Annotated in this window: 11 protein-coding genes and 1 other RNA gene; 6 read left to right on the top strand and 6 right to left on the bottom strand. The window is 69.1% G+C overall.

Annotated elements, in window-relative coordinates:
• Window positions 1-92 precede the first annotated feature (92 nt).
• On the bottom strand, window positions 93-1,433 hold the full coding sequence (glnA, locus tag C8K36_RS05705; RefSeq protein ID WP_107983374.1) for a type I glutamate--ammonia ligase: 1,341 nt from the start codon (window positions 1,431-1,433) through the stop codon (window positions 93-95).
• A gap of 67 nt (window positions 1,434-1,500) precedes the next feature.
• Window positions 1,501-3,075, bottom strand: coding sequence for an alpha/beta hydrolase (locus C8K36_RS05700; RefSeq protein WP_107983373.1), 1,575 nt, complete (start codon window positions 3,073-3,075; stop codon window positions 1,501-1,503).
• 230 nt (window positions 3,076-3,305) lie between these two features.
• Here C8K36_RS05700 and panB point away from each other — a divergent pair, with 230 nt between their 5' ends.
• The 4 genes from panB (at window position 3,306) to C8K36_RS05680 (ending at window position 6,624) form a co-directional block, all read left to right on the top strand.
• Window positions 3,306-4,145, top strand: coding sequence for a 3-methyl-2-oxobutanoate hydroxymethyltransferase (panB, locus tag C8K36_RS05695; protein ID WP_107983372.1), 840 nt, complete (start codon window positions 3,306-3,308; stop codon window positions 4,143-4,145).
• Between the two features lie 125 nt (window positions 4,146-4,270).
• Window positions 4,271-4,720, top strand: a complete 450-nt coding sequence (locus tag C8K36_RS05690; RefSeq protein ID WP_107983371.1) for a hypothetical protein — start codon at window positions 4,271-4,273, stop codon at window positions 4,718-4,720.
• 3 nt (window positions 4,721-4,723) lie between these two features.
• The gene (pip, locus tag C8K36_RS05685; RefSeq protein ID WP_107983370.1) at window positions 4,724-5,680 is read left to right on the top strand and encodes a prolyl aminopeptidase; all 957 of its coding nucleotides are present in this window, start codon (window positions 4,724-4,726) and stop codon (window positions 5,678-5,680) included.
• A 44-nt stretch (window positions 5,681-5,724) separates the two neighbouring features.
• Window positions 5,725-6,624 carry a CHAD domain-containing protein gene (locus C8K36_RS05680; RefSeq protein WP_107983369.1) on the top strand — a complete coding sequence of 300 codons (900 nt, stop codon included), beginning with the start codon at window positions 5,725-5,727 and terminating at the stop codon, window positions 6,622-6,624.
• Window positions 6,625-6,626: 2 nt separating this feature from the next.
• Here C8K36_RS05680 and C8K36_RS05675 read toward each other — a convergent pair whose 3' ends face one another.
• From C8K36_RS05675 to rnpB, 3 genes are all read right to left on the bottom strand, one after another.
• On the bottom strand, window positions 6,627-8,027 hold the full coding sequence (locus tag C8K36_RS05675; protein WP_107983796.1) for an RNB domain-containing ribonuclease: 1,401 nt from the start codon (window positions 8,025-8,027) through the stop codon (window positions 6,627-6,629).
• A gap of 41 nt (window positions 8,028-8,068) precedes the next feature.
• A complete protein-coding gene (locus C8K36_RS05670) occupies window positions 8,069-8,254 on the bottom strand; it encodes a hypothetical protein (protein ID WP_107983795.1) in 186 nt (61 codons plus the stop codon).
• Between the two features lie 366 nt (window positions 8,255-8,620).
• An RNA gene (gene rnpB / locus C8K36_RS05665) (RNase P RNA component class A) lies at window positions 8,621-9,048 on the bottom strand.
• A gap of 76 nt (window positions 9,049-9,124) precedes the next feature.
• On the opposite strand from rnpB, the gene C8K36_RS05660 reads away from it, so the two are divergent.
• Window positions 9,125-9,652: a DUF1697 domain-containing protein gene (locus C8K36_RS05660; RefSeq protein WP_107983368.1), complete on the top strand. Its 528-nt coding sequence runs from the start codon at window positions 9,125-9,127 to the stop codon at window positions 9,650-9,652.
• Entirely contained in the window at window positions 9,649-10,899 is a 1,251-nt protein-coding gene (locus C8K36_RS05655; protein WP_107983367.1) for an SLC13 family permease, read from the top strand. The genes C8K36_RS05660 and C8K36_RS05655 overlap by 4 nt, the downstream gene beginning before the upstream one ends.
• A 6-nt stretch (window positions 10,900-10,905) precedes the next feature.
• Here the strand turns inward: C8K36_RS05655 and C8K36_RS05650 are convergent, their stop codons facing one another.
• Window positions 10,906-12,288, bottom strand: coding sequence for a dicarboxylate/amino acid:cation symporter (locus tag C8K36_RS05650; RefSeq protein WP_107983366.1), 1,383 nt, complete (start codon window positions 12,286-12,288; stop codon window positions 10,906-10,908).
• Between the last annotated feature and the right edge of the window lie 309 nt (window positions 12,289-12,597).

Genomic DNA, 12,597 nt, shown 5'->3' with positions numbered 1-12,597 from the left:
ACCCCGATCCGGACGTCGTCACCAGCGGAACGTGGACTGGCCGGACGGGGCACGCGCGTCACCTCTTCGGGATTTACCTGGTCGGATCGGCCCTACAGGCCGAGGTAGGCCTTCAGCTCGAAGGGAGTGACCTGACTGCGGTACTCCTCCCACTCGCGCCGCTTGTTGCGCAGGAAGAAGTCGAACACATGCTCGCCGAGTGCCTCGGCGACCAGCTCGGACTTCTCCATCTCGGCCAGGGCCTCCGCCAGACTGCCGGGCAGCGGCTTGTAGCCCATCGCGCGACGCTCGGCGCCGGTGAGTGCCCACACGTCGTCCTCGGCCTCGGCGGGCAGTTCGTAGCCCTTCTCGATGCCGCGCAGGCCCGCGGCGAGAAGGACCGCGAACGTCAGGTACGGGTTGCAGGCCGAGTCGGGGCTGCGGACCTCGACACGTCGCGACGACGCCTTGTTGGGCGTGTACATCGGGACGCGGATCAGCGCGGACCGGTTGGACGGCCCCCACGTCGCGGCGGTGGGCGCCTCGCCGCCGTGCACGAGACGCTTGTAGGAGTTCACCCACTGGTTGGTGACGGCGCTGATCTCGTTGGCGTGTTCGAGGATTCCGGCGATGAACGCCTTGCCGGTCGCCGACAACTGGTTGGGATCGTCCGGGTTGTGGAAGGCGTTGGTGTCGCCCTCGAACAGGCTCATGTGGGTGTGCATCGCGGAGCCGGCCTGATCACCGAACGGCTTGGGCATGAACGAGGCCCGCACACCCTCGTCGATCGCGACCTCCTTGACGACGTATCGGAAGGTCATCACGTTGTCGGCCATCGACAGCGCGTCGGCGTAGCGCAGGTCGATCTCCTGCTGCCCGGGCGCGGCCTCGTGGTGGCTGAACTCCACCGAGATGCCCATCGACTCGAGAGCGTCGATCGCGTGGCGACGGAAGTTCGGGGCGCGGTCGTGCACGGCCTGGTCGAAGTAGCCGCCGCTGTCCGCGGGGATCGGCGGGCTGCCGTCGATCGGGCCGTTCTCCAGCAGGAAGAACTCGATCTCGGGGTGCACGTAGCACGAGAAGCCGAGATCGCTGGCCTTGCTCAACTGGCGGCGCAGCACGTGCCGGGGATCGGCCCACGACGGCGTGCCGTCGGGCATCGCGATGTCGCAGAACATACGCGCCGAATGCTGCGCGCCGTCCTTGTGAGCCCACGGCAGGATCTGGAATGTCGAGGCGTCCGGCTTGGCGACGGTGTCAGCCTCCGACACCCGCGAGAAACCTTCGATCGCGGAGCCGTCGAATCCGATGCCTTCCTCGAAGGCACCCTCCAGTTCGGCGGGCGCGATCGCCACCGATTTGAGGTACCCGAGCACGTCGGTGAACCACAGTCGCACGAACCGAATATCGCGCTCTTCGAGGGTACGAAGCACGAACTCCTTTTGGCGATCCATGCTCGCGAGACTAAGCACATCGCGTTAAATCTGTGTTACATCGTGAAATCGGTCTCGTCTGTCCAGCTCAGCACGTCAGGTCCGGGTCCGGAATGGTGAGGTCCACGAAGTAGGCCGTCAACGGATCGTCGATGCACGCAACCCCGTCGAACGACGCGGTGTGCTGTGCGCCGCGGTACGTCACGAGCGCGGCGTTCAACTGCTTCGCCAGGTCCACGCCCGCCTGGTACGGCGTCGCGGGGTCCTCCGTCGTCGACACCACCACCAGCGTCGGCAACCCGTCGAGGGCCGCTCCGTCGATGGTGTGCGGCGCCCCGGTGTTCGGTACGGGCCAGAACGCGCACACGTCGAGCGGCGCATCGCCGGTGCCGCGTCCGTCGTCGAGGAACGGCGCTGCCTGCCGATACCGGGTGTCGGCCTCCCCCACCACAGCGCGATCGGTGATCGGCGGATCGTCGACGCACCGGACCGCGTTGAACGCGTCGTTGATGTTCGAGTAGCTACCGTCGTCGGCGCGACCCTCGTAGAGATCCGCGAGCAGCAGCAGCGTGTCCCCCCGCCCCTCGGCCAGCTGGGTCAGGCCGCCGCGGAGCGAACTCCACAGGCTCGGCGAGTACAGCGCCTGCGTCACCCCGGTGATCGCGTCCGAATAACTGAGCCCCCGCGGATCCGTCGTGGCGGCGGGCCGCGCGACGAGCGGATCGACCAGGGCCCGGAAGCGGGCGTTCGCCCGACTCGGATCGGTACCGAGTGGACAGTTAGACGTCTGGGCACACTCTGCGGCGAACGCGTCGAACGCCTGCTGGAAGCCGGCGCCCTGCAACACCATCTCCTCGACCGGGTCCTGCTCGGGATCGAGTGCACCGTCGAGGACCATCGCCCGCACATTCCGCGGGAACGTCTCGGCGTAGAGGGTTCCGATCCGGGTGCCGTACGAGAACCCGAGGTAGTTCAGCTCCGCCTCACCCAGCACCGACCGAATGACGTCCATGTCCCGCACCACTTCTCGCGTACCGACGTGGGTGAGCAGCGGCAGCCCCGACCGGTCCGCGCACCTGGCCGCGTACGTCCGGTTCTTGCCCTCCGCGTACGCGATACCGGCCGGGCTCATGTCGATGTCCGGATCGCGCCGCTCGGCATCGCTCTCCTGCGGTGTCTGACATCGCACCTGCGGCGTCGACGCCCCGATCCCGCGCGGATCGAAACCGATCATGTCGAAGCGCTCTGCCAGTTCCGTGCCGTCGGCGATCGAGGCCGAGCTCAATCCGGACGCGCCCGGACCTCCCGGGTTGACGAGGATCGAACCCAGCCGCGCGCCGGTCGCGGGAGCGCGGGAGATCGCGATCTGCGCGGTGTCACCGCCCGGCGCCGCGTAGTCGAGGGGCACGGTGACCTTGGCGCATTCGAGCGACGAATCCAGTTCGTCGCCGTCGGTTGCGAACCCGTCGCACGAACCCCACGAGATCTGCTGCGTGTAGAACGACTCGAGTCCGGGCGGCACCTCCCCGGCTCCCGCGACCGCCTCGGCCGCGACGGGGGTGCCGGCCACCGTCTCGGATCTGTCCGTGGAACTGCACCCACCTGCCAGAACAATGACCGTCCCGATCGCAGCGGCCGAGAGCAAGCGGGGTCTGGACTGCATACCTACGATCGTGCCACGCGACCCTGAACCCGCAGTTGACCCGCGTTTTGCGCACTTGTCGCGACGACGCGGACATCCCGGGCGCGACAAGTGCGCAAAACGCGGAATCGGTGTGATGAACCGCACTGGTCCTCACCTTCGCGGTCCCCCGGCGCGGTGGCAGACTGAGACCGTCAGCATCCCACCCGGGGACCCGCACACGCGGGCCTCGAGGCCAGAAAGGGACAACGATGTCCGAACACGCTGTCTACGGTTCCTCCGCTCCTTCGACGCCCAAGCGCAAGACCCGGATCCATCACCTGCAGGCGATGAAGACCGAGGGCACCCGCTGGGCCGAACTCACGGCATACGACTACTCGAGCGCCCGACTGTTCGAGGAGGCCGGGATCCCCGTGCTCCTCGTCGGTGACTCGGCCGCGAACGTCGTCTACGGCTACGACACCACCGTGCCCGTCACGATCGACGAGATGCTTCCGCTGGTGCGTGGCGTCGTGCGCGGCGCACCGCACGCTCTGGTGATCGCCGACCTGCCGTTCGGCACATACGAGGCCTCCCCGCAGCAGGCTCTCGAGACCGCCTTCCGCTTCATGAAGGAAGGCCAGGCGCAGGCCGTCAAGCTCGAGGGCGGCGAGCGGGTGGCCCCGCAGATCGCCGCGCTCACCGCGGCCGGCATCCCGGTACAGGCTCACATCGGTTTCACCCCGCAGTCCGTGAACAGCCTCGGCGGCTTCCGCGTCCAGGGCCGCGGCGACGGCGCCGAGCAACTCGTCGCCGATGCCATCGCGGTCCAGGAGGCCGGCGCTTTCTCCGTCGTCATGGAGATGGTGCCCGCCGACATCGCCGGCCAGGTGACCCGCAAGCTCACGATTCCGACCGTCGGCATCGGCGCAGGCAACGAGTGCGACGCCCAGGTACTGGTGTGGCAGGACATGGCCGGTTTCACCAGCGGCAAGACCGCCAAGTTCGTCAAGCGTTTCGGCGAGGTGGGCACCGCACTGCGCGACGCCGCTGCCGCCTACGCGTCCGAGGTGCAGACCGGGGCGTTCCCCGCCCCCGAGCACAGCTTCTGACGCACCTGGTTCCACAGATCGACGGGTAGGTCGGCCGACAAAATCGGACGACCTACCCGTTCTTTGGCACACTCGACAGGTCCGGCTCACCCGGAGCCGGTCTCCACAGGAACCCGAGGTGCACCATGACCGCACGCCGAGGACGCCTCGCGGCAACACTCGCCGCGACCGCTGCGACCGCCGCCGTGATCACCGGCTGCAGCAGCACTGAGTCCCCGACGCCCGGCAACAGCGCCCACACAGCGGACCAGACCACGTCCACGAAGGCGCCGACGACATCCGCCGGCTCCGGGTCGGCCCTCGCCGGGGTGACCGACGCGCAGGCCGCGCAGCTGTGCTCCGACATCGACGAGCAGTTGCAGAACTGGCGCACATACACCCCCACCATCGGCAAGGGCGGGCTCAACACCGTCGTGATCTCGTGGGCAACCGCGAACGGGGTCGACCTGCTGAAGCTCGCGGGCGACCGCGGGCAGATCGACACGATCACGTCGGCCCAGTGCCCGCAGGTGCGGGACGGCGCGCTGTACGCGCTCGAGATCCCGAACCTCGCGTCCGCACTGATCGGGTTCTGAGCCGTGCGGACGCTGTATCCGCCGATCTCACCGCACCAGACGGGATTTCTCTCCGTCGGCGACGACCAGCACCTCTACTGGGAGGTCAGCGGAAACCCGCACGGTAAGCCGGTGGTGTTCCTGCACGGTGGTCCGGGCGGCGGCACCGCTCCCGCCCATCGGCAGTTCTTCGATCCCGACGCGTACCGCATCGTGCTGTTCGACCAGCGCGGCTGCGGACGCTCCACGCCGCACGTCGCGGACGGCGCCGACCTGTCGGTCAACACCACCGACCACCTCGTCGCCGACATCGAAGCGCTCCGTGAGCATCTCGCCGTCGACCGCTGGCAGGTGTTCGGCGGATCGTGGGGTTCGACGCTGGCACTGACGTACGCCCAGCGCTTTCCGCAGCGCGTCACCGAACTGGTGCTGCGCGGAATCTTCCTGCTGCGCCGCAGCGAGATCGACTGGTACTACAACGGCGGGGCCGGAAACCTGTTCCCCGAGCGGTGGGAGCAGTTCCTCGCGCCGGTGCCGATGGCACAGCGTTCGGGCGATCTGGTCGAGGCGTACCACCGCCTGCTGCACGCCGACGATCCCGACGTCGCGCTGCGCGCTGCCATCGCGTGGTCCACGTGGGAGGGTGCGACGAGCGCGCTGCTCCCCAAGCCCGAGCGCGTCGAGGAGACGGCCGACCCGCGATTCGCGTTGGCGTTCGCCCGGATCGAGAACCACTACTTCCACAACCGCGGATTCATCGACGAGGGTCAGCTGCTGCGGGACGCGTCCGCGCTGGCATCGATCCCGGGCGTGATCGCGCAGGGACGCTACGACGTCGTCTGTCCCGCCACCAGCGCGTGGCAGTTGCACCGCGCGTGGCCCACGTCGGAACTGCACATCGTCGACGACGCCGGACACGCGGCCGCGGAGCCGGGCATCACCCATCACCTGGTGGAGGCCACGGACCGCTTCCGCGCGTGACGGTTTCGGTCGACGTGCGCGATCCGCACTGGTAGACCTGAATCGTGGCCGCACACAAGCACCGTGCCGGGGACTCGGTCTCCGTGACGATCGTCCCCGCGGCGCGAGGACATTACGAGCGACTGGTCTCGCTCGCCCCCGACGTGCGAGCGGACGCCGACGACGCCGTGCACCAGATGCGGGTATCGACGCGTCGGCTCCGCAGCCTGCTCGGCTCGTACCGCCACGCCTTTCCCCCGGGCGCGACCGACGACGCGCGGGCCGAACTTCGCTGGCTGGGATCGGTCCTCGGGAAGGCCCGCGACGCCGAGGTTCTCGCGGCCCGCTTCTGCGACCTCATCGACGCCCAGCCCGGCGATCTCGTCGTCGGATCTGTGCACCAGCGACTGGTCGGGACGCAGGAGGATCTGTACCGCGCCGCACACACGCACGCGGTCGAGGTCCTCGACGGGCCTCGGTATGCGGCACTGTGCGCGTTGCTCGACGAGGTCACCGCCGGCCGGAGTGATCCGCCGCCGGGCCTGACGCTGCGCAGCGGGCTCGACAAGGCCTACAAGCAGTTACGCAAGGCCGCCCGCAAGGTCAGCGGACTTCAGGAGCAGGACGGCGCCGACCTCGGTCCCGCGCTGCACCGAGTCCGCAAGCGCGCCAAGAAGCTGCGGTACGCGGCGGAGGCCGTCGCGACGACGGAACCGTCGGCGGGCAAACTGGCGAAGGCCGCGAAGTCGCTGCAGACACTGCTCGGTGACCACCAGGACGGCGTCCTCGCCCGCGGGTGGATCCTCGACACGACCGCGCAGGCCCGGGACGACGACGAGGACACCTTCACGTACGGCCTGCTGTACGCCGCCGAGGAGCAGCGGGCCCACCGCGCCGTGGACGCGCTACCGCGGCACGTCAAGACGGTCCGCCGAGCTCACCGACATCTCGACGAACGGCGCTGACGTCAGACGGGGAATGCGAACTGCACGGACCGGCCCATGACGTCCGCCTGTGTCAGGCGCACCTTCACCTCGTCGCCCTCGGCCGGGTCGCCCGCGCACTTGGCGATCACCGACACGGCGGGCACGAACACCTCAGCTCCGCGCTTGCCGTTCGCGGCTCGCAGGACCGTCGCGTCGAACACCTCGCCGATGCGACCCGCGAGCAGAGAGGCCTCGGTGAGGTCCACGCACGCCCGGTCGACGCGGTTGGCCCGCGTGTCGGAGGCCCGCATCAGCGCCGGCAGGCCGGGCAGCGCCTCGCGGGCCCAGCCGGGGACTTGCCTGCCCGCGGAGACTGCCAGGCACACCTCGGCGGCGAACCGGTCCGACAGTCGCCGTAGCGGAGCCGTCACGTGCGCGTACGGACCACCGATGCCCGAGTGGCTCACCACGTCGGGCAGGTCGCCGTCGAACGCGACGTAGTCCGCCCCGCGCAGCAGGGTCGTCGCCTCGGTCATCAGCACGAGGGATGCGGCAGTGTTCGGATCGAGTCCGGCGAGGACGTCGCCGACCGCGGCGCCGTCGGGCCACACGACACCCAGTGCGCTCGCGGTGCGGCGCAACGATGCGACGGCGCTCGCCGCCGCGGGCGGCATCGTCCGGAGTACGCCGATGCCGGCGTCCAGCATCATCCGCGCCGCACACATGCCGGTGAGTAGCGACACCTCGGCGTTCCAGTCGTCGGCCTCGGTGCGCGGTTCGATCTCCACGCGCCACCCGTCACCGTCGGGGACGACGCGCTGCTCGGGTAGGCGCAGTTCGATGGCACCCCGGGCCACTGCCGCGGCCGCCCGCAGCCGGCCGAACTCCGGCAGCGCCGCGATCGACGGATGCAGTGCCCCGGATTCCGAGTCCGCCTGCACGGTGGCGTAATCGAACCGGGCAACCGAGCGGACCAGCGCCCGGACCACGGTCGCCTCGATCGGGTGGGCATCGCTGTCGAGGCGGATCCGCCACAGCGCGGCGGGCCGGATCAGCTCCGGCAGCAGACTCGCCGACCCCTCGGACAGCGGCCGGGGATGCAGCGGCACCGAGCCGTCGGGAAGGTAGACCGTCTGGCCGCGGCCCCGGGCGGCCAGGTCCAGCGCGCCGCCCGGCCGAACCACCGCGCCGACGTCGGCGATCGCATAGTGCAGAACGAACCCGGTCGCGGTCCGCTCTAGGTGCACCGCCTGGTCCAGGTCCATCGAGCCGGGCGGGTCGATCGTGACCAACGGCAACGCGGTCCGGTCCACCCGCTCGCCACGACAGACGTCCTCCGCCGCCGCCACCTCGGCGAGCACGGCTGCGGAGAACTGCTCTTCGAGCGCGAATTCGGCTCGGACCGAGCAGAAATCGACATCCGTGGCCGTCACCCGGGCCAGGCCGACGGTCCGAGAGGCCCCGGGTGTCCGAGGAGTGTCGGTCAGGCGTTCCACTCGTCGTCCGCGTCGTCCGCGGCCTTGTTCCGGTCCGCCGCGGTCTGCAGCGCACGCTCGGCGCTCTCACGGTCCGGGTAGGGCCCCATCCGATCGAAGACGTTGGCCGCCTTGCCCTGGCTGACCGATCCGTCGCTGAGGCTGAAGTACCACTGGTTGTCGTCGTCACTCATTCCATCAGTGTGCCCCGCAATGGGCGCCGCCACCACGGCATCCGCGATCGGCGCGTGACGGGTGCGTGTCATCACTGTGAAGTCGTGTAGGTAAGTCTGTGACAATCCGATCCGGACTGCTAATCTCGGCGCGTACTGCGCATTCACGCCGACGCCTCGCGTCACCTCAGTTTCGACGCGCTGGCGTCATAGATCGGAGCCCCCATGTCCTACATCATCTTCGATGCTCTCTTCCCCCACCTCGGCCAGGCAGGCGCCGAGTACTGGGCCAAGCTCCTGATGATCAATCCGATCGGCGGTTTCTTCCAGTAGGACTGGACGACGACGAAGGCCCCCGGTGTGAACCGGGGGCCTCTTTCGTATGGGCGGACGAGTTGGCGTGTAAGCCGGATCCTGTCCCCGGCGCTCACGCACCGGGTGGCGACCATCCATCTGGGCACACCGTTGCCGGGTACCTCGAGCAGTCCACCCGCAGGCTCGGGCGAGCAGCCCTCGAACACCTGCGCAGCCGCACACGCTGTCCCGGAGGACACCGGTGCGGCCTTCGACCTTGCTCCGGGCGGGGTTTACCTAGCCGCCCCGGTCACCCGGGGCGCTGGTGCGCTCTTACCGCACCTTTTCACCCTCACCGACGCCTGAGCGCCGGCGGTCTGTTTTCTGTGGCACTGTCCCGCGAGTCACCTCGGGTTGCCGTTAGCAACCGCCCTGCTCTGTGGAGTCCGGACTTTCCTCGGCCCCGGGCCTGGCACCTCGAGGGTGTCGGTTCCCGCAGCCGCGGCCGCCCAGCCAACTCGTCCGCACGACAAGACTACTGGGTGCCGACGCCGTGTCCGAACCCGCGGTGTCGGTGCTCCGCACTATCGTCGCGCCATGACGCGTTACGTGGCCCTTCTGCGAGGAATCAACGTCGGCGGTATCAACATCAAGATGGCCGACCTACGCCAGGTATTCGTCGACCTCGGGTTCGACGAGGTGAAGACGGTCCTCGCGTCTGGCAACGTCCTGTTCTCCTCGGACTCGACGGACACGGCGAGCCTGAAGGCGACTGTCGAGGCCTCGCTCCGGAGCGTCTTCGGCTACGAGGCGTGGGTGTTCGTCCTCGAGACGGCGACTCTGGCCGGGATCGTCGAGTCGTACCCGTTCGATCCGGAGCGCGAGGGCTGGCACCCGTATGTCATGTTCACCGCGGAACCGTCGGTGCTCGACGGGTTGCTCACGGTCCAGGAGGCACTGGACCCGGCGGTCGAGCGGATCGCGGGTGGCGATGGCGTCCTCTACTGGGAGGTGGAGCGAGGGATGACGTTGAAGAGCAGCTTCGGAAGGAACACCGGTAAGCCGAAGCTCAAGGCCGTTACCACCACCCGCAACCTGCGCACCCTGGTCAAGCTCCTGAAGTGAGCGTCGCGGCGATCCTGCTGGTGGCCGCGGTGCTGGTCTTCGCGATCGCCCGCCCGCGCGGGCTTCCGGAGATCGTGGTCGCCGGACCGGCCGCGCTCGTGGCCGTGGCGATCGGCGTCGTGACCCCGCAGCAAGCGTGGTCGGAGGTCACCGCGCTCGCTCCCACAGTCGGGTTCCTCGCGGCGATCCTGGTCCTCGCGCACCTGGCGGACGCGTCGGGCGTGTTCACGTGGGTGGCCGGCATCCTGACGCGGGACGGCACCCGCGGGCCTGTTCGCCTGCTCACGCTGGTGTTCGCGATCGCGTCCGTGACGACCGCCGTGCTGAGCCTCGACGCCACCGTCGTGTTGCTGACGCCCGTCGTGATCCGGGCCGCCCGCACGCTGCGGATGCCGGTCCGGCCGCACGCGTATGCCACCGCGCACCTGTCGAATTCGGCGTCGACGCTGCTACCGGTGTCGAACCTGACGAATCTGATCGCGTTCTCCGCGACCGGTCTGACGTTCGTTCACTTCACCGCGGTGATGGCGCTGCCGTGGGTGGTGACGATCGCGCTCGAGTGGATGGTGTTCCGAATCATCTTCCGCCGCGACCTGGCTCCGCCGGACGTCTCGGAGGCAATCGAGGTGCCCCGGGTGTCGTCCGACGTTCCGCCGCCCGTCCCGATCGCAGCGCTGTCGGTGCTGGCGGCGACGCTGGTCGGATTCACGATCGGCGGCCTCGTCGGCGTCGCGCCCGGATGGGTGGCCGCGGCGGGCGCACTGGCGCTCGCGGTCCCCGCGCTACGGGGCGGCCACACGACGCCCCGCCGGATGCTGTTCGCGGCCGACCTCTGGTTCTGCGCGTTCGTGCTCGCGCTCGGTGTCGTGGTCGCCGGGGTCGCGGCGGGACCGATCGGCGACTGGCTCGGCGGTCTGCTGCCCGAGCAGGCGAGCCTCGCGGGCATGCTCACGGTCGCGGTGATCGCGGCCGTCGCAGCCAATCTCCTCAACAACCTCCCCGCGACACTGCTGTTGCTCGCCGTCCTCGGGGCGGGTGCGCCGACCGGGCTGGTCCTGGCGCTACTGATCGGGGTCAACCTCGGCCCCAACCTCACCTATGTCGGATCGCTCGCGACCATGCTGTGGCGCCGCGTCGCGACCGCCGGCGGGTGCCGGCCCGAGCTCGGCACGTTCACCAAGCTCGGGCTGGCAACCACTCCCCTGACGGTCGTCGCGGCGACGACCGTGCTGTGGCTGGTCCTGTGAGCCGGCTCAGCGAGTCGGTTCGAGGGATTCGTCGGCGAACGGGTCACCCTGACGCGGAGCGTTGTACAGCTTCTCGTCGAGGATGCCCTCCCGCTTTGCGACGATCGTCGGGACCAGCGCCTGGCCCGTGACGTTGAGCGCGGTGCGGCCCATGTCGACGATCGGCTCGACTGCGAGCAGCAGACCGACACCGGCCAGCGGCAGCCCCAGCGTCGACAGCGTGAGCGTGAGCATCACCGTGGCGCCGGTGGTTCCGGCGGTGGCGGCCGAACCGATCACCGACACCACGACGATGAGCAGGTAGTCGGTGACGCTCAGGTCGATGCCGTAGAACTGGGCCACGAAGATGGCCGCGATCGCCGGGTAGACCGCCGCGCAGCCGTCCATCTTGGTGGTGGCGCCCAGCGGCACCGCGAACGACGCGTACTCGCGCGGCACACCCAGGTTGCGTTCGGTGACGCGCTCGGTGAGCGGCAGCGTGCCGATCGAGGAACGCGAGACGAAGCCCAGCTGGGTGGCGGGCCACACGCCGGAGTAGAAGTTCTTCACCGACAGCCCGTGCACGCGAATGATGATCGGGTACACGACGAAGAACACGATCGCCAGACCGATGTAGACGGCGATGGTGAACACGCCCAGCTGGCCGATCGCATCCCAGCCGTACGTCGCGACGGCCTTGGCGATCAGGGCCGCGGTGCCGATCGGGGCGAGGCGGATGATCCACCACAGCACCTTCTGCACGATCGCGAGCAGCGCGGCGTTGAAGTTCAGGAACGGTTCGGCCTTCTCGCCCACCTTGAGGGCGGCGATGCCGATCGCGATCGCGACGACGAGCAACTGCAGGACGTTGAAGCTCAGCGACGTCGTAGCCGAGAAGCCGGAGGCGGCGTCACCGGTGACGCTCGTCTTCGCGCCCAGTCCGAGGAAGTTCTGCGGCACCAGTCCGGTGAGGAACGCCCACCACGAGCCGCCGCTCTTGGGCGCGGACGCCGCGTCGGCGTCGACGGTCGTGTTGGATCCGGGCTGGGTGATCAGGCCGACGACGATGCCGACCAGCACCGCAATGAACGCGGTGATCGCGAACCACAGCAACGTCTGGACCGCGAGTCGGGCGGCGTTCGCGACGTTGCGCAGATTCGCGATGGAACTCACGATCGCCGTGAAGATCAGCGGGATCACGGCGACGGTCAGCAGCGCGACATAACTCGAGCCGAGCGTCTTGACAGTGCCGACGAGCCAGTTCTCGTTGCCGTCGGCGGCGTCGGGCATGGCGCGGGCGATGAGGCCGATCACGACGCCGAGGATCAGACCGGCGACGATCTGCGGGCCGAACGAGGTTGCCCACTTGGGCAGTGCGCGCCGGGGCGCGTCGAGGGTGGGGGCCGACATCAGGGCCTTTCGAGTGGAGATGTGGAGACGGCGGCGCACGACGACACGTGCGCGACCGAAGAGGGCGCGCGGAGGCTCGGAAGAAGGAGCCGTACCGGGACTCGGGGAGATCGACCGGGTGTCAGCGACAGACCGCGCTCGCCTGCAGACAGTTGTCGACGTAGCGGCGACAGGTCAGCAGGGCGTTCACAGCGGGCCAGGTTACGCCCGAACTCCACCCGTAATCCAATCGGGCACCCACCGTGTGGGAACAGCGGAGAATGGGTAGGCGGGATTCGAGCGCGTGTGCAGCCACCGGAGGTGGAATCG

The organism is Rhodococcus sp. OK519, from assembly GCF_003051005.1.
Classification (GTDB): Bacteria; Actinomycetota; Actinomycetes; order Mycobacteriales; family Mycobacteriaceae; genus Prescottella.
This window is presented reverse-complemented; position numbering and strand designations above follow the sequence as displayed.

What these genes read in the sequence shown, in the direction of transcription:
- C8K36_RS05670 (WP_107983795.1), bottom strand. Translation starts at nt 8,254, where the DNA reads ATGAGTGACGACGACAACCAGTGGTACTTCAGCCTCAGCGACGGATCG.
- panB (WP_107983372.1), top strand. Translation starts at nt 3,306, where the DNA reads ATGTCCGAACACGCTGTCTACGGTTCCTCCGCTCCTTCGACGCCCAAG.
- C8K36_RS05650 (WP_107983366.1), bottom strand. Translation starts at nt 12,288, where the DNA reads ATGTCGGCCCCCACCCTCGACGCGCCCCGGCGCGCACTGCCCAAGTGG.
- C8K36_RS05660 (WP_107983368.1), top strand. Translation starts at nt 9,125, where the DNA reads ATGACGCGTTACGTGGCCCTTCTGCGAGGAATCAACGTCGGCGGTATC.
- C8K36_RS05690 (WP_107983371.1), top strand. Translation starts at nt 4,271, where the DNA reads ATGACCGCACGCCGAGGACGCCTCGCGGCAACACTCGCCGCGACCGCT.
- C8K36_RS05700 (WP_107983373.1), bottom strand. Translation starts at nt 3,075, where the DNA reads ATGCAGTCCAGACCCCGCTTGCTCTCGGCCGCTGCGATCGGGACGGTC.
- glnA (WP_107983374.1), bottom strand. Translation starts at nt 1,433, where the DNA reads ATGGATCGCCAAAAGGAGTTCGTGCTTCGTACCCTCGAAGAGCGCGAT.